The sequence below is a fragment of the Massilia sp. WG5 genome (assembly GCF_001412595.2).
Taxonomy (GTDB): domain Bacteria; phylum Pseudomonadota; class Gammaproteobacteria; order Burkholderiales; family Burkholderiaceae_D; genus Telluria.
Genome location: NZ_CP012640.2, coordinates 2,207,121 through 2,228,232 on the forward strand (window position 1 = coordinate 2,207,121; position 21,112 = coordinate 2,228,232).

Genomic DNA, 21,112 nt, shown 5'->3' on the forward strand with positions numbered 1-21,112 from the left:
TTTTCCCTCAGTCGAACAGCTCAACCGCCCCCAGCCCAGCAGCAGCAACATCCTTTACCGCCAGCCGCGGCTCCCCCTCCACCGGCCATTCGATACCGATCGACGGATCCTTCCACAACAAGCTCCGTTCATGCTCCGGATACCAGTAATCGGTCGTCTTGTAGAGGACTTCCGCCGTGTCGCTCAGGGTCAGGAAGCCATGGGCAAAGCCAGGTGGAACCCATAGTTGCCTGCGGTTGTCCGCGCTGAGCAGCGCACCGACCCAGCGCCCGAAAGTGGGCGAGGATTTGCGCAGGTCGACGGCGACGTCGAACACGCTGCCCTGCACCGCCCGCAACAGCTTTCCCTGGGGATGCTGGATCTGGTAATGCAGGCCGCGCAACACACCCTTCGCCGACATGCTGTGGTTATCCTGGACGAACTCGACCTGCAATCCGGTCGCTTCCTGGAAGTCGCGCGCGTTATAGCTTTCGAAGAAGTAGCCGCGCTCGTCGCCGAAGACCTTGGGCTCCAGCAGCAGCACATCGGGGATCGCGGTGGGTGTGACGGTAAAAGGCATGTGTCAGGAGGATTTCAATAACTTCAGCAGGTAGTCGCCGTAGCTGTTCTGTGCCAGGGGCGCGGCCAGCTTTTCGAGCTCGGCGCCGCTGATCCAGCCCTGGCGATACGCGATCTCCTCCGGACAGGAGACCTGCAGGCCCTGGCGCTTCTGCAGCGTGGCGATGAAACTGGCCGCTTCGAGCAGGCTGTCGTGGGTGCCGGTATCGAGCCAGGCCAGGCCGCGCCCCATGATCTCGACGTTCAGCTTGCCCTGGTCGAGATAGGCCTGGATGACGTCCGTGATCTCCAGTTCGCCGCGCGCGGACGGCTTGATGTCGGCGGCGATACTACACACATCCTTGTCGCAGAAATACAGCCCGGTCAGCGCATAGTTCGACTTCGGCGCCGTCGGTTTTTCCACGATGCCGACCACGCGCCGCCCGGCGTCGAATTCGACCACGCCGTAGCGTTCCGGGTCGTGCACGTGGTACGCAAATACCGTGGCGCCGTCGATGCGCGCGTTGGCGCGCTTCAGGTGGCTCGCCAGCTCGTGGCCATAGAAGATGTTATCCCCCAGGACGAGCGCGGACGGGTCGTTGCCGATGAAGTCGCGGCCGATGATGAAAGCCTGCGCCAGGCCGTCCGGCGAAGGCTGGACCGCGTACTGGATGTTCATGCCCCACTGGCTGCCGTCGCCGAGCAGCTCGTAGAAGCGCCCGGCGTCGTGCGGGGTGCTGATCAGGAGGACGTTGCGGATGCCGCTCAGCATCAGCGTGCTGAGCGGGTAGTAGACCATCGGCTTGTCGTAGACCGGCATCAGCTGCTTGCTGACGGCCTGGGTTACCGGATACAGACGCGTGCCGGAGCCGCCCGCCAGAATAATGCCTTTGCGTTGGGGATCAAACATCGTTTTCCCTTGGAAGAATGTGCCGCAGCACCTGGCGTACCCCTTCCTGCCAGGGCGGCAGTCGCAGGCCGAAGGTGCGGCGGAACAGGCTGGTGTCGAGCCGCGAATTGGACGGGCGTTTTGCCGCGGTCGGGTAGGCCGCCGTCTTCACCGGCAGCACGTCCCCGGGACCGGCCCGCAAGAGGCTGCCCGCATCGCGCGCGCTACCGAGCACGAAGCGGGCGTAATCGCACCAGCTGGTCTCGCCTGTGGCCGCGACATGGTAGGTCCCATAAGGGAAGCCGTCCTTGCCTTCACGCGTGTATTGCCGGACCAGGTGGGCCGTCAGGTCGGCCAGCAAGGCGGCGGAGGTCGGGGCGCCGAACTGGTCGTCGACGACGGTCAGGTGGTCGCGTTCGGCCGCCAGGCGCAGCATGGTCTTCGCAAAATTGCCGCCGTGCGTACCCACCACCCAACTGGTGCGCAAGATCAGGTGGCGCGGGCAAGCCTGGGCCAGCGCGCGTTCACCGGCCAGCTTGCTGCTGCCGTACACGCTTTGCGGCGCGGCTGGATCCGCTTCCGTATAGGGCGCCTGCCCGGCGCCGTCGAACACGTAGTCGGTCGAGTAATGGACGACCAGCGCACCGAGGCGCGCGGCCTCCTCGCCCAGGATGCCGGGCACGCGGGCGTTGATCGCAAACGCCGCATCGCGCTCGGCTTCCGCCTTGTCGACGGCGGTGTAGGCGGCCGGGTTGACGATGAGCTCAGGCGCAATGCGGCGCACCAGCGCGCGTAGTGCCTCGGCATCGCCCAGGTCGCAGTCCGCGCGGCCGATCGCGGCGACCTCGCCGAGCGGCGCCAGCGCGCGCACCAGCTCGAAGCCGAGCTGTCCGTCCTTGCCCGTCAACAGGATCTTCATGTATCCCCGCCTTGCGTCCCATACTGCCTGCCGACCCAGTCGCGATAGGCGCCGCTGGTCACCTTGTTCACCCAGTCCTGGTTGTCGAGATACCAGCGCACCGTCTTGCGGATGCCGGTCTCGAAGGTCTCGGCCGGCTTCCAGCCCAGCTCGCGCTCCAGCTTGCCGGCGTCGATCGCGTAGCGGCGGTCGTGCCCCGGGCGGTCGGCAACGAAGGCAATCTGCTCGCGGTAGGACCGGGCATCGGGGCGCGGCTTTAGCTCATCGAGAATATCGCAGAGCGTTGTGACGACCTCGAGGTTGGCCTTTTCGTTCCAGCCTCCCACGTTGTACACCTCGCCGACCTGCCCTGCCTCGAGCACGCGGCGGATCGCCGCACAGTGATCCTTCACGTACAGCCAGTCGCGCCGCTGCTGGCCGTCGCCATAGATCGGCAGCGGCTTGCCGGCCAGCGCATTGTGGATGCACAGCGGGATCAGTTTTTCCGGGAAGTGATAGGGGCCGTAATTGTTCGAGCAGTTCGTGGTCAGCACCGGCAAACCATAGGTGTGGCGCCAGGCGCGCACCAGATGATCGCCGGCCGCCTTGCTGGCCGAGTACGGGCTGTTCGGCTCGTAGCGGCTGGTTTCGCGGAAGGCCGGGGCGTCCTTGCCTAGCGAGCCGTAGACTTCATCGGTCGATACGTGCAGGAAGCGGAACGCCGCCTGCCCCGCCGGCGTCAGGCCGCTCCAGTACGCGCGCACCGCTTCGAGCAGGCGGAAGGTGCCGACGATATTCGTCTGGATGAAGTCTTCGGGGCCGTGGATGCTGCGGTCGACGTGGCTCTCGGCCGCGAAGTTGATGAGCGCGCGCGGGCGGTGCTCGTCCAGCAGGCGGGCCAGCAGCGCGGCGTCGCCGATATCGCCCTGCACGAAGATGTGCCGCGGGTCGCCGCGCAGGCCGGCGAGGTTCTCGAGGTTGCCGGCATAGGTCAGCTTGTCCAGGTTGAGCACGGGCTCGCTGGAACCGGCAAGCCAGTCCAGCACAAAGTTACTGCCGATGAAGCCGGCGCCGCCGGTGGTCAGGATCATGGATGGAGGTTCCTCGCTCTGTCAGCCAGTATTGTACGTGGCGGAAGATGGCAAAGCGCAAAGCATCTGGACCTTGTCTGTGGGATAGATATGAGATGACGAAAATAAAATCCCTTGTCTCTCCTGTCGGCCTGGCGTTTTGCCTGGCGACCGGCGCCTTGCCATTCCCGGCGCATGGCGCGGCCGGCACAGCCTCGCCCGACCTGCTGGCCGCCCAGCGCGACGCCGAAGCCCGCGCCGCCATCGCCGAAGCCGAACGCGCCGAACTCCTGGCCCGCCTGCCGCCCTCCTCCATCAAGCCGCTCCAGGGCAGCATCGACACCCGGCAGTTCGGTGCGGCGGGCCTGGTCAAGGCCTTCGATCTGGCGCGCGAGCTGGCCGTCGAGGTCTGCGCCGCCCTCCCGCCTGAGCGCAAGACCGCCATCTACGAGCCGGCCGCCACCCAGGGCGTGCTGGCCGCGCGCCAGGTGCTGGACGCCATCGAACGGCTGAAGGACGACCTGGTCAAGCAGAACAAGGAGCTGCAGCAGGTCATCGAGGCGCATACGCCGCAGGGCAGCGCCGCCGCCATCGGCCTGGCCGTGCTGACGGCGGTGCCGGCGACGCTGAAGGCCGGCGCCGACCTGTCCGCGCTGTTCAAGACCGACGTCTCGGTGCAGGGCATCGGCTACGGCGACGGCGCCAGGAGCCTGTTCGCGACCTCGCTGGCGCAGCGCTGCCCGGACAGGCTGGCGGGGCTCGGCGCCGGCTACCTGGGCGAGCTGGACGGCAAGCAGGTCGCGTCCCTGCTCGCGCGCGTGCGTGCGCTCGCGGCGCAGCGCGGCGAGCTGGCGCAGCGGGTGGCGGCCCTCGACAGGCTGGCCGATGCCGCCAAGGGCGAGGAGAAGCGCGGCCTGGCGGCGCTGGTGGCGGGCGCCGGCGCGCTGCTGAAGACCGTCGACACCTTCATCGATTCGCTGAAGGCCGGCGAGACCGGAGACCGCAGCCCGCTGTTCAACGCGGCGCGCTACCTGGGCTATGCGGCGCGCACCGAGGGGATGCTGGTGCTGGACTTCGACCTGCGGCTGGAGGGGATGACGATCGTGAAGGATGCCTTGTTCACGGGGCAGAAGCTGCGCCTGTCGGGGGTGGCCTTCCTCTGGTACCGGCTGCACGAGCCGGACGGCACCTTGCGGCGCGCGGATGCGCTGCGCAGAGTGACGAAGCCGGTGGAGGTGGATTTAAGAGGGGATCAGGCAGAACCGGCGTTTTTTGGCGGCGGTAAGTGAACTTGGAGGGATTAGTGCCACCAGCACTAATCCCGCCTGCGCGGGGAGTCGTTTCCGGCAATGCCGGGAACGACGACTATTTTTCCAGGCGCGCCACCTTCTGCTCGATCGCCCCGAAGATCGACTTGCCCTTCTCGTCCAGCATCTCGATGCGGATCGTGTCGCCGAAGCGCATGAACTGGGTGACCGGCTGGCCGAATTCGATCGTCTCCAGGCAGCGCTGTTCGGCGATGCAGGAGTAGCCCTTCGATGCGTCCTTGTTCGACACCGTGCCCGAGCCGACGATGCTGCCGGCGCGCGCGTTGCGGGTCTTGCACAGGTGCGCGATCAGCTGCGGGAAGTTGAAGACCATGTCGACGCCGGCCTCGGGCTGGCCGACCAGGCGGCCGTTCCAGGTCGAGCGCAATGGCAGGTGGAGTTTGCCGCCCTTCCACGCATCGCCGAGTTCGTCGGGCGTCACCGCGACCGGCGAGAAGGCGGTCGCGGGTTTCGACTGGAAGAAGCCGAAACCCTTGGCCAGCTCGGGCGGGATCAGGTTGCGCAGCGAGACGTCGTTGGCCAGCATCAGCAGGCGGATCTGCTGGTGCGCTTCGTCGGGCGTCGCGCCCATCCCGACGTCGCCCGTGACCACGGCCACCTCGGCTTCGAAGTCGATGCCCCACTCTTCATGCGCCAGCACGATGTCGTCCATCGGGCCGAGGAAGTCGTCGCTGCCGCCCTGGTACATCAGCGGCTCCTCCCGGAACGAGGCCGGCATCTCGGCGCCGCGCGCCTTGCGCACCAGTTCGACGTGGTTGATGTAGGCCGAGCCGTCCGCCCACTGGTAGGCGCGCGGCAGCGGCGCCATGCAGCGCGCCGGGTCGAAGTCGAAGGGACGGCGCGCACGGCCGGCATTCAGCTGTTCGTAGAGTTCCGCGAGCTGGGGCGCGATGAAGGTCCAGTCGTCCAGCGCGGCCTGCAGCGTGGGCGCGATGCCATCGGCGATGTGGGCGGTTTTCAGGTCACGCGAGACGACGGCCAGCTGGCCGTCGCGCGATCCGTCGTTGAGGGTGGCAAGTTTCATGTCGGCGCAAAGTGTGTTTGGCCGACATTGTATTAGAAGGTACCCAGCAGTCCTACTCCCAGCACGTTCTGGTAATAGTTGTAGTCGATCAGGCTCTGCCCGTAGCCGGAAAAGTATTGCATGTAGCCCTTGAAGTGGCCCGCCAGCGGGAAGGCCCAGCTGAGCTGGACGGCGCCGCGCCCGGTCGAGAAGTTCCGGCGCAGCAGGGCCGAGTAGTCGTGGCCGTTGCTGCGGTAGGTGACATTCAGGTCGCCGCGGCCCATGTAGTCGACGATGTCCGGATTATCGTCGTCGCTGGCTGTCTCGTTGACGCGCTTCCATACCCGGCCGACCATCGTGAAGCCGGCGCGCTCGAGGCCAAGCTGGGCATAGACCCGGTTCCAGCTGCGCGACAAGGTCGAGGTCTGACCGTTCGACTGGTGCACCATGCCCAGGTTGAGGAAGCTCGCGTGCACCCCCAGCAGGTTGAAATTCAGCGGGGTGACCAGCATCAGCTCGGGCTGGTAATTGGTCTCGCGGAAGGGACTGGACGCCTGGCGGTTGCCGGCCTGCCAGAAGCTGTTCTGGGTGTAGCCGAACCAGAGGTCGACCGGCTTGCTCGCGATGCCCTCGGCCACCTTGGTCTTGAAACTCAGCTGGTACACCAGTTCGTTGTGCGACAGGTCGGTGTTGAAATCCGCCAGCTTGCGGAAAGGCCGGTAAGGCTCGTCGTTCGGGTGCGCGGTGCGCGTGACCATCAGGTAGTTGGCATGGTGCGGGCGAAAATTGAAGATGCCGCGGCGGTGCTGCTGGTCCAGCTCCCAGTGATCGGCCAGGCTGAAGCCGCGGCTCTTCTCGGGCGACAGGTCGAGCGATGCTTCGACCTCGCGATCGACCGACGCCGCCGACGTGGAGGCGGAAGCGGAGGCGGATGCAACCGAGGCGGCCCGGGCCGGCGACTGGTCGGCGCCGGCCAGGCGGTCGTAGCAGGCCAGGCGCAGCGCGCCGTCGGGAATCCGCGCGCAACCGGACAGGTCGGGAGCGCCCTGCTGAGCCAGGGCCGGAATGACTACGAAGAAAGGTAAAAGGGGAAGGAATCGGCGTGGGTTCGTGGGCATTTGTTCTTATCTTGTAAAGTACGATAAGAAGTGTCGCGGAAAAACCTCTTCCACGTCGCACGGCAGTTTAGGGAACCAGCAAATCCAGCTGTGCCTGCTCCAGGAAACACCACTCCCCTTCCTTCAGCCCGAGCGCATCGAGCGTCAGGCCGCCGATCTGCGAACGGTGCAGCGCCACGCAGTGGTTGCCGGCGGCCGCCAGCATGCGCTTGACCTGGTGGTACTTGCCCTGCTCCAGCACGATCTCGAGCTGGTGCTCGCCGCGCTGGACGCAGGTCAGGGCCGCCAGCGGGGCCGGCTCGTCGTGCAGCTGGACGCCGGCCAGCAACTGGTCGACCAGGGCCTGGGTAACCGGCTCCTGGGTGGTGGCCTGGTAGACCTTCGGCACGTGGCGCTTGGGCGAGGACTGGGCGTGGATGAAGGGGCCGTCGTCCGACATCAGCAGCAGCCCGGTGGTGTCGTGGTCGAGGCGGCCGACCGGCTGCACTTCGCGCCAGGTAAATTGCTCAGGCAGCAGGGTCAGCACGCCCGGATGGTGGCTGGGCTTGCGCGAGCATTCGAAATTGGCCGGCTTGTACAGGGCGAGATAGACGCGCTCGCGGTAGACCCATTCTTCGTCGAAGACGGTCAATACGAGGCCGTCGGTCTCGACCGCCGTCTTGTAGCTGTTCTGGACTTCGCCGCCGATCGCGACGTCGCCGTCCTCGATCAGGGCACGGCAGTATTTGCGCGTGCCAAAGCCTTGCGATTGCAGCACGCGGTCAAGGGAAAGTTTGCTCATGGGGCGGGACTTTAACAGAACCCATGTATATGGCAAAGCTCAGCTGGTTCGACGTTTTGAATCCACACCAAGAGCACGTTTGATGCAAGTCAAGCGTACACAGGGTTCTGTTGTTAGACTGAAACCTCGTTAGGAATCGGCCTACACACGATGAGCGTAGGACTACGATCCACCAGCTTGTAGGACTAACGCTCATCGAAACACAACCTGAGAACGAGGTAAAAGTGCACATCCAACAAGAGCAAGACCGACTATGCCGTACCCCTGCCGAGTATGTCGCGGCATTCCCGACCCATCTGGCGCTGGCGCGCTGGACCCGCGGCGGGGATATCCCGCATGTGTTGTCGTCGACCCAGCACGCTCCCATGCGCGCTGCCTGGTATGCCGAGGCCCAGCGCCAGTTTCAGGCATGGCTCGAGGATGGCGGCTTTCACCGCCCCGAGACCATTGCCGACAAATGAAAACGACGGCTTTCGCCGTCGCTTTCTCCCGTCGCGGGATCCAACCTGAGGAATGGAGTTCACTCTAAACCGCACGTATGCGGGTCTGTAGTTGTCAGCTACAAAACAACTATAGTCGACAAGCTGGAAGTTTCAAGGCAAATATTGATATTGATCAGCGTAAGCTCGGCACGGCACCGCGATAGATCGAATGCACGGCGCCGGACCCCACCGAAGCGCCGAATTTCTTCAGCACACGCTCCGGCAAGCCCTCATGGGCGGTGTAGTCGATGATGTCCTCGGCCTTCACCACGTCGCGGGCCACGGTGTCGACGGTGCCGAAGCCGTCGGCCAGCCCCATCTCGACAGCCTTGGCGCCGGTCCAGTACAAGCCCGAGAAGATTTCCGGATTTTCCTTCAGGCGTTTGCCGCGGCCGGCGCGCACCACGGCGATGAATTGCTCGTGGATCTCGTTCAGCATGGCCAGCGCGTGCTGCTTCTGCTTGTCCGACTGCGGGCTGAAGGGATCGAGGAAGCCCTTGTTCTCGCCCGCCGTCAGCAGGCGGCGCTCGATGCCCAGCTTGTCCATCAGGCCGGTAAAGCCGAAGCCGTCCATCAGCACGCCGACCGAGCCGACGATGCTGGCCTTGTTAACATAAATCTTGTCGGCCACCGCAGCGATGTAATAGCCGCCCGAGGCGCAGATTTCGTCGACGACCACGTACAGCGGCTTGTTCGGGTAGCCCTTCTTGAGGCGCTGGATTTCGTCGACGATGATGCCGGCCTGTACCGGGCTGCCGCCGGGGCTATTGATACGCAGCACTACCGCAGCCGATCCAGCATCGGAGAACGCCTTGTTCAGGGACGGGATCACGGTGTCGGCGGCGCCGCTGCCTTCGTCGTCGATGGTGCCGTCGATCTCGATCAGGGCGGTGTGGCGACCCAGGGATTCGATGTCGGAACCGCCGAAGTTAAAGTCGAAATACGCCCAGATCGCGAAAAATGCCAGCAGCAGGAAGGATAGTTTGAAGAAGATCCCCCAGCGCCGGGCAGCCCGCTGTTCGCGCACCGTGGCGAATACGAGCCGTTCCAGGGTAGCGCGCTCCCAGTTGCCGGGGGTGCTTGCGTTGCCGTCGTTCGCGTTCTGACTCTCGTTCCTGTTGTTTTCGCTCATAAATATCTGATTGATTTACTTCGGCAACTGGAAATCGCGGTCCGGCTGCCAATAGACACCGTCCGCGGTTTCATGCACGGCGATCGGCCGCAGCCTGCCGCCACGGCAGGGACCGCCCGTGCAGACGCCGGTCTCCGGCGCATAGGTCGCGCCGTGCGTCGAACACATCAGGTACAGCTTGCTCGACTCGAAGAATTCGCCCTTGAACCAGTCCAGTTCGATAGGAACGTGGGCGCAGCGGTTCAGGTAGCCGTAGACCTTGCCGTCATAACGCACCACGAATCCCGTCGCGTCGTCGCCGAAGGCCCGCACCGGGAAACGCACCCCGGCGCCGCCATCGACCAGGGCATCGGAGCCGCAGATGAAGACCTCGTTCGCGTCGCTCATCCGTTGTCGATCAGCCACTGGTGGAGTTCGGGCACATTCTTTGCCGTGAACACCGGGTGGCATGCCTGCAGTTGCTGCACAGGATGCGCTCCATACTCGACCGCAATGCCGGCGGCGCCCGCATTGTTGGCCATAAGCAAGTCATGCGTCGTGTCGCCGATCATAACGGTACGCCGCATGTCCTGCCCCAGTTCCCTTGTCAATTCTTGCAACATTGCAGGGTGTGGTTTGGAAAATGTCTCGTCCGCGCAACGGGTCGCATCGAAGGTCGACAGCAGGCCGCAGGCGTTCAGCGCACGGTTCAGGCCGACCCGGCTCTTGCCGGTGGCGACCGCCAGGAAATAGCCGAGCTGCGAGAGCTCCTCCAGCATGGCGGGAACTCCCTTGAACAGCACCAGTTCGTGGTCTTTTGTCAGGAAATGGTAGCGATATCGCTCCACCATGCGCGGATACAGGGCCGGATCGATGTCCGGCATCACCGCCTGCATGGCTTCCGACAGCCCGAGCCCGATCACGTGCGCGGCCGCAGCATCGCTAGGGACGCTCAAGCCGAGATCCCGGGCGGCGGACTGTATACATTTGACGATGGTGGCGGTGCTGTCCATCAGCGTGCCGTCCCAGTCAAAGACGATCAGATCGAATTGCTTTCTAGCCATGTGTATGTTTGCTCGTGGGTTGCCCCAAGCTTACCAAGAAACGCTCGCACTCTGGCGGCAATGGCGCCGTCAGGGTCAGCGGTTTGCCGGTTTCGGGGTGCTGGAACGTGATCCGGTAGGCGTGCAGGAACATGCGCTTGAGGGCGCCGCGCGTGTCGTTTGCCTTCTGAAGCTGCTTGTTCAATGCAAAATCGCCGTATTTCTCGTCACCGGCAATGGGAAAGCCACTCGAGGCCAGGTGCACGCGGATCTGGTGCGTGCGCCCGGTCTTGAGCTCGGCTTCGAGCAGGGCAAAGCCCTCCCACTTGCGCAGCAGGTTGAACACGGTATGCGCTTCCTGGCCGCCGGCCTGCACCACCACGCGGCGCTCGCCGTCCCCCGTCGTGAATTTGTGCAGGGGCAGCCTGACGTGCTGGCGCGGGTTCTTCCAGTCGCCGCTGACCAGGGTCAGGTAGCGCTTGTCCGTTTTTCCATCGCGCATTTGCTCGTGTAAATTGGTCAGGGCCGAACGTTTCTTCGCGAGCAAGAGCAGGCCCGAGGTTTCCCGGTCCAGGCGGTGCACCAGTTCCAGGAACTTGGCGTCCGGACGCGCTGCGCGCAGCTGTTCGATGACGCCATAGGACACGCCCGAACCGCCATGCACGGCGACGCCGGCCGGCTTGTCGATCACGAGCAGGTGACTGTCCTCATGGACGATCGCGAATTCCGCGCCCGGCACCGGCGCATTGCCGGCAGCCTTCTCGGCGATGCGGATCGGCGGAATGCGGATCACATCGCCCGTTTCCAGGCGGTATAACTGATCGATACGTCCTTTGTTCACACGCACTTCGCCGGAGCGGAGGATGCGGTAAATATGACTTTTTGGGACACCTTTACAGACGCGCAGCAGGTAGTTGTCGATGCGCTGTCCAGCTTCCTCTTCGGAGATTGTTACAAGCTGGACAGAATTTCTCTCTAAGTCCTTCATTTTGAATATATAATCGACAGGCGGCGGTCAAACCTCTGCAGGTGTAAGAATTAAAACGATATTTTACACAGGGGCGCCTTCGTCGGCCCCGCAATAATGCGAATTCGATGAAGAAAAGAAGGAATCTTACAAAACCGTAGCGAGCGGAAGCAGTATTGACCGAGAAGCGCAGCTGTACGCGAGTACGGCGGGCATCGCAGGCCGGTAATGCGACGCGCAGCAGGTTTGGTGAGATTACAAAATGTGTACGCACGATCTTGTTCGCACCAAGGTTGCACCGCAGTTGTAATCGGGTAGCGCACAGGACTGCAGGATTGGATTGTTTGGAATCATAAGGATAAGTACCGGCAAGCCGGCTTCAGGCTTGGCTCGCCGGGTGATGGCGTCGATAACGCTTGTCGTTTTCGCCCGACCCGATGCAAGGAAGCTGACAATCGTGCCGATCGCAGGTTGTTCATGGTTCCGGCAGGCTTTATCGTGAGAACTTGCAGGCCAAGGCTGATAGATCGCCTGGCCCAAGATCCCGAGATGGCTGCCCTGGTCTGGCTGTGGTCGCTTTTTGCACCCGCCCAGAAGGCCCTGCGCCGCCCTGACCGGGCCGTGCCGGCCGATTGAGGTTGCGGCGTGCGCGCGACAATGACGTTCGATGCCATTTGCGCCCTGTGGCCGGCAATGCCGTGCCACACCCCGGGCATACCACCGCCAACACTCCCCTCCCGCGTACATCCCTGGCATCTACTACGGCCCCCGGGTCGCGGAGTTAATAAAAATGAAACGTATGTTGTTTAACGCTACGCAGCAAGAGGAGCTGCGCGTAGCGATTGTCGACGGTCAAAAACTGATCGACATCGATATCGAGACCGCTGGTCGAGAACAGCGCAAATCGAATATCTACAAAGGTGTCATCACCCGCATCGAACCCTCCCTCGAAGCTTGCTTCGTCAGCTACGGCGAAGACCGCCACGGTTTCCTCCCCTTCAAAGAAGTCGCCCGTTCCTATTTCCGCGACGGCGTCGACGTCCGCAATTGCACCATCAAGGAAGCGCTGCGCGAAGGCCAGGAAATTATGGTCCAGGTCGAGAAAGAGGAGCGCGGCAACAAGGGCGCGGCACTGACCTCCTTCATTTCGCTGGCCGGCCGCTACCTGGTCCTGATGCCGAATAATCCGCGTGGCGGCGGCGTCTCGCGCCGGGTCGAAGGCGAAGAACGCCAGGAACTGCGCGAGACCATGGACAAGCTGGACTTGCCGCAAGGCATGTCGGTCATTGCCCGCACCGCCGGCATCGGCCGCACGGTCGAAGAACTGCAGTGGGACCTGAATTACCTGATGCAACTCTGGCGCGCGATCGAAGGCGCCGGCAAATCGGCCCCGGGCCCCTTCCTGATCTACCAGGAATCCTCCCTCGTCATCCGCGCCATCCGCGATTACTTCCAGCCGGACATCGGCGAAGTCCTGATCGACACCGACGAAATCTACGACCAGGCCCAGCAGTTCATGAGCCACGTGATGCCCGACATGGCGCACCGCGTGAAGCGCTACAGCGACGACGTCCCCCTGTTCTCCCGTTTCCAGATCGAACACCAGATCGAGACCGCCTACGCGCGCACCGTGCCGCTGCCGTCGGGCGGCGCGATCGTGATCGACCACACCGAAGCCCTGGTCTCCATCGACGTCAACTCGGCGCGCGCGACCCGCGGCTCGGACATCGAGACCACCGCCTTCAACACCAACTGCGAAGCGGCCGACGAAGTGGCCCGCCAGCTGCGCCTGCGCGACCTGGGCGGCCTGATCGTGATCGACTTCATCGACATGGAAGTCGCCAAGAACCAGCGCGAAGTCGAACAGCGCCTGAAGGACGCCCTGCACCATGACCGTGCACGTGTCCAGATGGGCAAGATCTCGCGCTTCGGCCTGATGGAACTGTCGCGCCAGCGCCTGCGTCCGTCGCTGTCGGAAGGCTCGCACGTCACCTGCCCGCGCTGCTCGGGTACCGGCCACATCCGTGATACCGAATCCTCCGCCCTGCAAGTCCTGCGCATCATCCAGGAAGAGGCGATGAAGGAAAACTCGGCCGCGATCCACGTCCAGGTCCCGGTCGACGTTGCCGCGTTCCTGTTGAACGAGAAGCGTGGCGAAGTGCTGAAGATCGAGAACCGCCACCGCATCACGGTCATCCTGATCCCGAACAAGCACCTCGAGACCCCGCACTACAAGCTCGAGCGCATCAAGCACGACGACCCGCGCCTGGAAGACGCTGCCTCCAGCTATACCATGGCCGAGTCGGCTGACACCGACATGGCCTACGCCAAGCGCCAGAAGGAAGAAGCCAAGCCGCGCCAGGAAGCCGTGGTCAAGACCATCACCCCGGCCCAGCCGGCCCCGGTGGTGGAGCGCCGTGAACCGGTCAAGGCGGAAGCCGCCCCGGCCGCCGCTCCGGTGCCGCCGGTCGCGCCCCCTGCCCCGCCGGCAGAGGAAGGCTTCTTCACCAAGCTGCGCAATTTCTTCTTTGGCCGTCCGGTCACCGTGACCCCGCCGGCCCCGGCCGCAGCGCCGGTCAAGCCGGCTGAACCGGCCCCGGCAGCCGAACGCGGCGAGCGCGCCGGCCGTGGCCAGCAGCGCAATGGCCGTGGCGGACGCAACGGTACCGCCGGCGGCAAGGGTCGCGAGCGCGAAGACCGCGAACAGGTCGCGAAAGGCGCCCCGGTCGACGAGAGCACCAAGCCGGCGGAAGCCGAAGGCAAGCCGGCCCGTCCGCCGCGCAAGCCGCGTGAACAGCGCGAGCCGCGCGAAGGCCGTGAAACCCGCGACGTCCGCGAACCGCGCGAGCAGGCCGAAGCACAGGCCCAGCCGGCCCCGCGCGCCGAACGTGGCGAGCGTCCGGAACGCGCCGAGCGTGCGGAACGCCCGCCGCGCCAGCCGCGTGAACGTGCCGAGCGCGCACCGGTCGCCGAAGCGAAAGCCGAGGAACTGAACGTGGTGCAAGCCACCACCGCGACCAGCGTCACGATCGCGTCGACCGGCCCGAATGGCGAGCAGGAAATCGTCCAGGAGCAAATCGTCAAGACCGTCACTGCGATCGGTCCGAACGACGAGGACGCCGATCACGGCGATCAAGAGGGAGGCGACGAGCCGCGCCGCCGTCGCCGTCGTGGCGGCCGCAACCGTAACCGCCGCGACCGCGACCAGGCCGACGTCATCGAGAACGAAAGCGGCGAAGAAGGCGCACCGGCATTTGCCCCGGTCGCCGACGAGGAAGCCGCCAAGTTCCAGGCCGAAGCCAAGGCTGCGAAGTCGAAGGGCGCCAAGCCGGCCAAGGGTCAGCCGAAGGGTGAGGCCCAGGGTCCATGGCCCTTCCCGACCGCTGCTTCGGTGAAAGCCGCGGCCGACAAGGCCGCAGCTGAACGGGCTGCCGCCGAGCAGGCCGCCACCCGGGCGCGTGCCGAACAGGCCGCCGCCGCCGCGCTGCAGGCTGCCGCTGCCCAGGCTGCCGCCGAGGCCGCCAAGGCATCGAGCCAGGGTCCGTGGATCTTCCCGACCGCGAAATCGGTCGCCGAAGCTGCTGCCCGCAGCGCTGCCGCCCAGGCGCCGACTGCTCCGGCTCCGGCCCCGGCTCCGGCCCCAGCTCCGGTTGCACCGGCCGCTCCGGCTGCGCCGGCACCGGCTCCGGTCGAAGCTGCCGCTCCCGCGCCGAAGCCGGTCGTGATGCCGGCGCCGGTGGCGCCGGTGGCGCCGCCTGCTCCGGCGCCGGTTCAAGCTGCTGCTCCGGCACCGGCCCCGACTGCTGCCCAGGCCGATCTGGGTGAAGTGCTGGCCCAGGCTGGCCTGCAGCTCGCCGCGACCGATCCGGAAAAGCTGCGCGCCGCCCAGGAAGCGGCCGCCCAGGCCCAGCAGCCGGTCCGTCTCGGCCGCACCCGCAAGCTTGCTCCGCCGCCGGCACAGGAACCGCTGATCCAGGTGGATACGCGCCAGTAAGCTGATCGCGGTGCTCGAACGAGCACCCGCATCTGCTCAAAAAGGAAGCCCTCGGGCTTCCTTTTTTTTTGATCTGGCGCCGCTGCGTAGCCTGCCGGCGCGCGGGAAAGTCTCGACATGGCAGGGCAATCGCCTTCACAATGTGGCAACAATGCCCCTATGATCCCGATGTCCGCCCTGCCCACCCCGATTGCCGCCGCGCCGCCGCCCGCCCTCTCCTTCCGCACCGCCCTCGCTTACTGGCTGAAGCTCGGCTTCATCAGCTTCGGCGGCCCCGCCGGACAGATCGCCATGATGCATGCCGAGCTGGTCGAGCGGCGGCGCTGGATTTCGGAGCAGCGTTTCCTCCATGCCCTGAACTACTGCATGCTGCTGCCCGGTCCGGAAGCGACCCAGCTTGCCGTCTACATCGGGTGGCTGCTGCACCGCACGCGCGGTGGGATCGCGGCCGGGGTGCTGTTCGTGCTGCCCTCGCTGCTGATCCTGATCGGGCTGTCCTGGATCTACATGGCGTATGGCCACCTGCCCGCCATCGCCGGCATCATGAACGGCATCAAGCCGGCCGTGGTCGCCATCGTGCTGGGCGCGGCCTGGCGCATCGGCAGCCGGACCATCCGCAACTGGCTGCTGGCGGCGATCGCCGCCAGCGCCTTCGTCGCGATTGCCGTGTTGAAACTGCCCTTCCCGCTCATCGTGCTGGCCGCCGCGCTGGCCGGGCTGGCGGGCGGACGGCTGCGGCCCGCATTGTTCGTCCTCGGCGGCGCGCACAAGGCCGCCGGCACCTCGTACGGCCCGGCGCTGATCGACGACGACACGCCCACTCCGCCGCACGCGCGCTTTTCCTGGGCCGGCCTGGCGCGGGTGACGCTGCTGGGGGGCGGCCTCGGGCTGGCGGCCTGGCTGCTGCTGGCGGCGCTGTACGGTCCGTCCGGCGCGCTGGCCCAGATGGCCTGGTTCTTCACCAAGGCCGCGCTGATGACCTTCGGCGGCGCCTACGCGGTCCTGCCCTATGTCGTGCAGGGCGCCGTCGAGCACTACGGCTGGCTGAGCGCCAGCCAGATGATCGACGGCCTGGCGCTCGGCGAAACCACACCCGGTCCGCTGATCATGATCGTGGCCTTCGTCGGCTTCGTCGGCGGCTGGACCCATGCGCTGTTCGGGCCGGACGCCCTATTCACCGGCGGCGCGGCGGGAGCGGCGGTGGCGACCCTGTTCACCTTCCTGCCCTCCTTCGTGTTCATCCTCGCCGGCGGACCGCTGGTCGAGTCCACGCGCGGCGACGTGCGCATGACGGCGCCGCTGACGGCGATCTCGGCGGCGGTGGTCGGCGTGATCGCCAGCCTGGCCGTGTTCTTCGGCGGCCAGGTCTTCCTGGCGGGCGGCCAGCCGCAGTGGCAGGCGATCGCGATCGGGCTGGCCGCCAGCATCGCCCTGCTGCGCTTCAAGGTCGGCACGATCCCTCTCATCCTCGCCTGTGCGGCGTCGGGCCTCGTGCTATCGTATTGGCATGTCTGAAAAAATCATCATGCTGGGCGATGCCCGGTCGCCGGCAATGCCGATTCCCGAGACGCTGGCCGAACCGTCCGGATTGCTGGCGGACGCGCTCGGCCGGCCGCTGCACGACCTGCGCATCTCCGTCACCGACCGCTGCAACTTCCGCTGCGTCTACTGCATGCCGAAGGAAGTGTTCGACAAGAACTACGCCTACCTGCCGCATTCCTCGCTGCTGAGCTTCGAGGAGATCACGCGGGTGGCGCGGCTGTTCGTGGCCCACGGTGTCGAGAAAATCCGGCTGACCGGCGGCGAACCGCTGCTGCGCAAGGACCTGGAGCGCCTCGTCGCCCAATTGCGCGAACTCCGGACCGCGTCCGGCCGCCCGCTCGACCTCACCCTCACCACCAACGGCTCGCTGCTGGCGCGCAAGGCCCGCAGCCTGAAGGACGCCGGCCTGGACCGCGTCACGGTCTCGCTCGACGCCATCGACGACGCCGTGTTCAAGCGCATGAACGACGTCGACTTCAAGGTATCGGACGTCCTGGAAGGCATCGATGCCGCGCACGCCGCCGGCCTTGGCCCGGTGAAGGTCAACATGGTGGTCAAGGGCGGCATGAACGACGCCCAGATCCTGCCGATGGCGCGCCACTTCAAGGGCTCGCCGACGATCCTGCGCTTCATCGAATACATGGACGTGGGCGCCTCGAACGGCTGGAACATGGACGAGGTGATCCCGTCCAGCGAAGTGGTGCGGCGCATCGCGGCCGAGATGCCGCTCGCGCCGATCGGCGCCAACTATCCGGGCGAGACGGCGGCGCGCTGGCGCTATGTGGACGGCAGCGGCGAGGTCGGCGTGATCTCGAGCGTGACCCAGGCCTTCTGCCGCGACTGCTCGCGCATCCGCCTGTCCACCGAGGGCAAGCTCTACACCTGCCTGTTCGCGACCCGCGGCCACGACCTGCGCGCCCTGCTGCGCGAAGGCCGCAGCGACCTCGAAATCGCCTCCAGCGTCGCCCTGCTGTGGAGCCGGCGCGCGGACCGCTATTCCGAGACGCGCACCATCAATACCGAAGGCCTGTCGCGCGGCGCCAAGAAAATCGAAATGTCTTATATCGGTGGTTAATCAAATGAATACTGCATCGATCAGCGGCCTGGTCCTGGCCGGCGGACGCGGCACGCGCATGGGCACCGTCGACAAGGGCCTGCAGCCTTTCGGCGCCTCGACCATGGTGGCGCATGTGCTGGAACGCCTGCAGCCGCAGGTGGCGAGCATCGCCATCAACGCCAACCAGAACCTGGACGCCTACGGCGCCTTCGGCGTGCCGGTGTGGCCGGACGATACGCCGGGCTTTGCCGGTCCGCTGGCCGGACTGGAAGCGGGCCTGCGCCGCTGCGCCACGCACTACCTGCTCACCGCGCCCTGCGACTCGCCCTTCCTGCCTGCCGACCTGGCTGCGCGCCTGCTGGCCGGCCTGGAGGCGGCCGGCGCCGACCTCGCGCTGGCGGTCACCGAGGAAAACGGCCTGCGCCAGCCGCATCCCGTGTTCTGCCTGGTGAAGGCCGACAAGGCCGAGGTGCTGTCCAGCTACCTGGCCGCCGGCGGACGCCGCATGGACGGCTGGTACCCGCAGATCAAGGTGACCGAGGTGCTGTTCGAGGACGCCGGCGCCTTCCGCAACATCAATACCCGCGACGAGCTGCAAGCGCTGGATCCGTCCCGCCCGCCGCGCCTGGCCGACGTCGTCAGCTGCCTGTCCAGCTACGACCCGGACGCCCTGCCCGTGCGCGACGCGCAAAAGATCATCCGTGATTTCGTCGCGCCGGTGCGCTCGACCGAACAGGTGGCGCTGCGCGCCGCGCTGGGCCGCGTGCTGGCGCTCGATGTCATCTCGCCGATCAACGTCCCGGCCCATGACAACTCGGCGATGGACGGCTATGCGCTGCGCGGCGAGGACCTGCCTGCCGACGCGCCGGTACGCCTGCGCGTGATCGACACCGTCTACGCGGGCCGCAACTCGAATGCCGTGCCCGGCCCGGGCGAATGCGTGCGCATCATGACCGGCGGCGTGATGCCGGCCGGCTGCGACAGCGTGGTGCCGCAGGAATTCGTGACGGAAGCCGAGGGCATCGTGACCATCGCCCCCGGCACCATCCGCCCCGGCGACAACCGCCGCTTTGCCGGCGAAGACCTGAAGGCCGGCAGCGCCGCGCTGCGCAAAGGGAAGGTCGTGCGTCCGGCCGACCTGGGCCTGCTGGCATCGCTCGGCGTGGCCGAGGTGCCGGTGCAGCGGCGCCTGCGCGTCGCCTTCTTCTCGACCGGCGACGAGCTGCGCTCGATCGGCGAGCCGCTCGACGAAGGCTGCGTCTACGACAGCAACCGCTACACGATCTACGGCATGCTGCAAAGGCTGGGCTGCGACATCATCGACATGGGCGTGGTGCGCGACGACCCGCAGGCGCTGGAAGCCGCACTGCGCGAAGCCTGCGAAAACGCCGACGCCATCATCACCTCGGGCGGCGTCTCGGTCGGCGCCGCCGACTACACCAGGCAGATCATGGCGCGCCTCGGCGACGTGACCTTCTGGAAGATCGGCATGCGCCCGGGCCGCCCGCTGGCCTTCGGCCGCATCGCCTCGAACGGCCACAGCGCCTTCCTGTTCGGATTGCCGGGCAATCCGGTGGCGGTGATGGTCTCGTTCTACTTCTTCGCGCGCGAGGCCTTGCTGCGCATGATGGGGGCGGAGGCGCCCCTGGAACTGCTGCGTGCGCGCTCGGCAGCTTCGATTCGCAAGAAGCCGGGCCGTACGGAATACCAGCGCGGTGTGCTGTCGCGTGGCGCGGATGGGCTGCCCGAAGTGAAGATCACCGGCTCGCAAGGTTCGGGCATCCTGCGCTCGATGTCGGAGGCGAACTGCATGGTGGTCCTGCACGACGAACAGGGCAGCGTGCAGGCGGGCGAGATGGTGGATGTGCTGCTGTTCGAGGGGCTGGTCTGACCCCCTGACTACATTCGGGCGCGGGGCGCCCACCCTGCGTTCATGGCGACTGCCGTTTCAGCTGTCTTATTCGTCGCCGTCCGCCGCAGCCGCCCCCAGCATCAGCTGCGCCGCCTCGCTCGGCAGCGCCTCCACCGACTTCAGCTTGCGCGCCATCTGCCGGCTGCGCACCTCGGCGTTTTCGATGTTCTTGGCGGCGCGCTCGAGCGTGGTCTTGGTCGCGGCCAGCACATCGCCGAACTTGCCGAACTCGGTCTTCACCGCGCCCAGCACCTGCCAGACTTCGGACGAGCGCTTTTCCAGCGCCAGCGTGCGGAAGCCCATCTGCAGGCTGTTCAGCAGCGCCGTCAGGGTCGACGGCCCGGCGATCGTCACGCGCAGCGTGCGCTGCAGGTCGTCGGCCAGGCCGGGGCGGCGCATGACCTCGGCGTACAGGCCCTCGGTGGGCAGGAACAGGACCGCGAAATCGGTGGTCTGCGGCGGCGAGACGTATTTTTCGCAGATCGTTTTCGCTTCGTTACGCACGGCTCGTTCCAGCTCCGCCCCGAAACGCAAGACGCCGTCGGCATCGGCGGAATCAGCCGCCTCGACCAGGCGCTCGTACTGCTCTTTCGGGAACTTGGCGTCGATCGGCAGCCACAGCGGCGGGCCGCCGTCGACCGTGCCCGGCAGCTTGATCGCGAACTCGACGCGCGCATTCGTGCCGGCCACGGTCTCGACGTTCTTGGCGTACTGGTCGACCGTCAGCACCTGCTCGAGCAGCATCTCCAGTTGCACTTCGCCCCAGGTGCCGCGCGTCTTCACGTTGGTCAGCACGCGCTTCAGGTCGCCCACGCCGACGGCCAGCTGCTGCATCTCGCCCAGGCCCTGGTGCACGCGCTCGAGGCGGTCCGAGACCTGGCGGAAGGATTCGGTCAGGCGCGTTTCCAGCGTCGCGTGGAGCTTCTCGTCGACGGTCTGGCGCATCTCTTCGAGGCGGCGCGCATTGTCGTTCTGCAGGTCGCGGATCTTGGTCTCGAGCGTGCCGCGCACCTCCAGCATGCGCTGGGCGTTCGATTCGGTCAGGGTGGCGATCGCCGTGTTCATGCTGTCCGCGAAACGCTTCAGCACGCGCGCCTGTTCCTCGCGTCCGCCGGCGGCGTGCATCTGGATCTGCTGGCGCATGGCGTCGAGCTGCTGGGTGGTCGCGGCCTGGTTCTGGGCCAGGTGGGCGGCCAGCTCCTGGCGCGTGGCCTGGGCGCTGGTCTGCAGCTCGTGGCGCAACTCGCGCTCCAGGCGCTCGAAGGCGTGGGCGGAGCCGTCGCTGCGCCCGCTGCGCGCGAACAGGACGAACTGCAGCCCGAGCACGGCCAGCAGGCCGGCTGCGAGAACGATGAACTCGATCGTGGACATATCAGTGAA

18 protein-coding genes are annotated in these 21,112 nt (G+C 66.0%); 6 read left to right on the forward strand and 12 right to left on the reverse strand.

The window, feature by feature from the left end:
* Window positions 1-7: 7 nt before the first annotated feature.
* The 4 genes from rfbC to rfbB are packed head-to-tail and all read right to left on the reverse strand — an operon-like array spanning window position 8 to window position 3,415.
* On the reverse strand, window positions 8-559 hold the full coding sequence (rfbC, locus tag AM586_RS09825; RefSeq protein WP_047825877.1) for a dTDP-4-dehydrorhamnose 3,5-epimerase: 552 nt from the start codon (window positions 557-559) through the stop codon (window positions 8-10).
* 3 nt (window positions 560-562) lie between these two features.
* Entirely contained in the window at window positions 563-1,447 is an 885-nt protein-coding gene (rfbA, locus tag AM586_RS09830) for a glucose-1-phosphate thymidylyltransferase RfbA (protein ID WP_047825878.1), read from the reverse strand.
* Window positions 1,440-2,345 (reverse strand): dTDP-4-dehydrorhamnose reductase, encoded by a 906-nt coding sequence (gene rfbD, locus AM586_RS09835; protein WP_047825879.1) that lies wholly within the window; start codon window positions 2,343-2,345, stop codon window positions 1,440-1,442. Before rfbD ends, rfbA begins: the two co-directional genes overlap by 8 nt.
* Entirely contained in the window at window positions 2,342-3,415 is a 1,074-nt protein-coding gene (gene rfbB / locus AM586_RS09840) for a dTDP-glucose 4,6-dehydratase (protein ID WP_047825880.1), read from the reverse strand. The genes rfbD and rfbB overlap by 4 nt, the downstream gene beginning before the upstream one ends.
* A 95-nt stretch (window positions 3,416-3,510) precedes the next feature.
* Here rfbB and AM586_RS09845 point away from each other — a divergent pair, with 95 nt between their 5' ends.
* Window positions 3,511-4,683, forward strand: a complete 1,173-nt coding sequence (locus AM586_RS09845; RefSeq protein ID WP_156328240.1) for a hypothetical protein — start codon at window positions 3,511-3,513, stop codon at window positions 4,681-4,683.
* Between the two features lie 76 nt (window positions 4,684-4,759).
* On the opposite strand, the gene AM586_RS09850 is transcribed toward AM586_RS09845, so the two are convergent.
* From AM586_RS09850 to AM586_RS09860, 3 genes are all read right to left on the reverse strand, one after another.
* On the reverse strand, window positions 4,760-5,746 hold the full coding sequence (locus tag AM586_RS09850) for a fumarylacetoacetate hydrolase family protein (RefSeq protein WP_047825881.1): 987 nt from the start codon (window positions 5,744-5,746) through the stop codon (window positions 4,760-4,762).
* Between the two features lie 32 nt (window positions 5,747-5,778).
* The gene (locus tag AM586_RS09855) at window positions 5,779-6,843 is read right to left on the reverse strand and encodes a phospholipase A (RefSeq protein WP_047825882.1); all 1,065 of its coding nucleotides are present in this window, start codon (window positions 6,841-6,843) and stop codon (window positions 5,779-5,781) included.
* Between the two features lie 67 nt (window positions 6,844-6,910).
* Window positions 6,911-7,624, reverse strand: coding sequence for a pseudouridine synthase (locus AM586_RS09860; protein WP_047825883.1), 714 nt, complete (start codon window positions 7,622-7,624; stop codon window positions 6,911-6,913).
* Window positions 7,625-7,848: 224 nt separating this feature from the next.
* Here AM586_RS09860 and AM586_RS09865 point away from each other — a divergent pair, with 224 nt between their 5' ends.
* A complete protein-coding gene (locus tag AM586_RS09865; RefSeq protein WP_047825884.1) occupies window positions 7,849-8,085 on the forward strand; it encodes a hypothetical protein in 237 nt (78 codons plus the stop codon).
* A 154-nt stretch (window positions 8,086-8,239) separates the two neighbouring features.
* On the opposite strand, the gene AM586_RS09870 is transcribed toward AM586_RS09865, so the two are convergent.
* From AM586_RS09870 to AM586_RS09885, 4 genes are read right to left on the reverse strand one after another with little or no spacing between them, the layout of a single operon-like run.
* Window positions 8,240-9,238 carry a S49 family peptidase gene (locus AM586_RS09870; protein WP_047825885.1) on the reverse strand — a complete coding sequence of 333 codons (999 nt, stop codon included), beginning with the start codon at window positions 9,236-9,238 and terminating at the stop codon, window positions 8,240-8,242.
* A 15-nt stretch (window positions 9,239-9,253) separates the two neighbouring features.
* Window positions 9,254-9,625 (reverse strand): Rieske 2Fe-2S domain-containing protein, encoded by a 372-nt coding sequence (locus AM586_RS09875; protein WP_047825886.1) that lies wholly within the window; start codon window positions 9,623-9,625, stop codon window positions 9,254-9,256.
* Complete coding sequence (locus tag AM586_RS09880) at window positions 9,622-10,281, reverse strand: HAD-IIIA family hydrolase (RefSeq protein ID WP_047825887.1); 660 nt, start codon at window positions 10,279-10,281, stop codon at window positions 9,622-9,624. The genes AM586_RS09875 and AM586_RS09880 overlap by 4 nt, the downstream gene beginning before the upstream one ends.
* Window positions 10,274-11,248, reverse strand: coding sequence for an RluA family pseudouridine synthase (locus AM586_RS09885; RefSeq protein WP_047825888.1), 975 nt, complete (start codon window positions 11,246-11,248; stop codon window positions 10,274-10,276). The genes AM586_RS09880 and AM586_RS09885 overlap by 8 nt, the downstream gene beginning before the upstream one ends.
* 769 nt (window positions 11,249-12,017) lie before the next feature.
* Here AM586_RS09885 and AM586_RS09890 point away from each other — a divergent pair.
* From AM586_RS09890 to glp, 4 genes are all read left to right on the forward strand, one after another.
* On the forward strand, window positions 12,018-15,221 hold the full coding sequence (locus tag AM586_RS09890; RefSeq protein ID WP_047825889.1) for an Rne/Rng family ribonuclease: 3,204 nt from the start codon (window positions 12,018-12,020) through the stop codon (window positions 15,219-15,221).
* 168 nt (window positions 15,222-15,389) lie between these two features.
* Window positions 15,390-16,736, forward strand: coding sequence for a chromate efflux transporter (gene chrA, locus AM586_RS09895; RefSeq protein WP_047825915.1), 1,347 nt, complete (start codon window positions 15,390-15,392; stop codon window positions 16,734-16,736).
* The gene (moaA, locus tag AM586_RS09900; protein WP_047825890.1) at window positions 16,729-17,838 is read left to right on the forward strand and encodes a GTP 3',8-cyclase MoaA; all 1,110 of its coding nucleotides are present in this window, start codon (window positions 16,729-16,731) and stop codon (window positions 17,836-17,838) included. The genes chrA and moaA overlap by 8 nt, the downstream gene beginning before the upstream one ends.
* 4 nt (window positions 17,839-17,842) lie before the next feature.
* Window positions 17,843-19,711 (forward strand): gephyrin-like molybdotransferase Glp, encoded by a 1,869-nt coding sequence (gene glp / locus AM586_RS09905; RefSeq protein ID WP_047825891.1) that lies wholly within the window; start codon window positions 17,843-17,845, stop codon window positions 19,709-19,711.
* A gap of 66 nt (window positions 19,712-19,777) precedes the next feature.
* Here glp and AM586_RS09910 read toward each other — a convergent pair whose 3' ends face one another.
* Window positions 19,778-21,103 (reverse strand): DNA recombination protein RmuC, encoded by a 1,326-nt coding sequence (locus tag AM586_RS09910; protein ID WP_047825892.1) that lies wholly within the window; start codon window positions 21,101-21,103, stop codon window positions 19,778-19,780.
* Between the last annotated feature and the right edge of the window lie 9 nt (window positions 21,104-21,112).

Bases quoted from the DNA above. Each gene is read 5' to 3' on its own strand.
- chrA (WP_047825915.1), top strand. From the start codon at position 15,390: ATGTCCGCCCTGCCCACCCCGATTGCCGCCGCGCCGCCGCCCGCCCTC.
- glp (WP_047825891.1), top strand. From the start codon at position 17,843: ATGAATACTGCATCGATCAGCGGCCTGGTCCTGGCCGGCGGACGCGGC.
- AM586_RS09880 (WP_047825887.1), bottom strand. From the start codon at position 10,281: ATGGCTAGAAAGCAATTCGATCTGATCGTCTTTGACTGGGACGGCACG.
- AM586_RS09855 (WP_047825882.1), bottom strand. From the start codon at position 6,843: ATGCCCACGAACCCACGCCGATTCCTTCCCCTTTTACCTTTCTTCGTA.
- rfbC (WP_047825877.1), bottom strand. From the start codon at position 559: ATGCCTTTTACCGTCACACCCACCGCGATCCCCGATGTGCTGCTGCTG.
- rfbA (WP_047825878.1), bottom strand. From the start codon at position 1,447: ATGTTTGATCCCCAACGCAAAGGCATTATTCTGGCGGGCGGCTCCGGC.
- AM586_RS09860 (WP_047825883.1), bottom strand. From the start codon at position 7,624: ATGAGCAAACTTTCCCTTGACCGCGTGCTGCAATCGCAAGGCTTTGGC.
- AM586_RS09890 (WP_047825889.1), top strand. From the start codon at position 12,018: ATGAAACGTATGTTGTTTAACGCTACGCAGCAAGAGGAGCTGCGCGTA.
- rfbD (WP_047825879.1), bottom strand. From the start codon at position 2,345: ATGAAGATCCTGTTGACGGGCAAGGACGGACAGCTCGGCTTCGAGCTG.
- AM586_RS09875 (WP_047825886.1), bottom strand. From the start codon at position 9,625: ATGAGCGACGCGAACGAGGTCTTCATCTGCGGCTCCGATGCCCTGGTC.
- AM586_RS09885 (WP_047825888.1), bottom strand. From the start codon at position 11,248: ATGAAGGACTTAGAGAGAAATTCTGTCCAGCTTGTAACAATCTCCGAA.
- AM586_RS09845 (WP_156328240.1), top strand. From the start codon at position 3,511: ATGACGAAAATAAAATCCCTTGTCTCTCCTGTCGGCCTGGCGTTTTGC.
- AM586_RS09850 (WP_047825881.1), bottom strand. From the start codon at position 5,746: ATGAAACTTGCCACCCTCAACGACGGATCGCGCGACGGCCAGCTGGCC.
- rfbB (WP_047825880.1), bottom strand. From the start codon at position 3,415: ATGATCCTGACCACCGGCGGCGCCGGCTTCATCGGCAGTAACTTTGTG.
- AM586_RS09870 (WP_047825885.1), bottom strand. From the start codon at position 9,238: ATGAGCGAAAACAACAGGAACGAGAGTCAGAACGCGAACGACGGCAAC.
- moaA (WP_047825890.1), top strand. From the start codon at position 16,729: ATGTCTGAAAAAATCATCATGCTGGGCGATGCCCGGTCGCCGGCAATG.
- AM586_RS09910 (WP_047825892.1), bottom strand. From the start codon at position 21,103: ATGTCCACGATCGAGTTCATCGTTCTCGCAGCCGGCCTGCTGGCCGTG.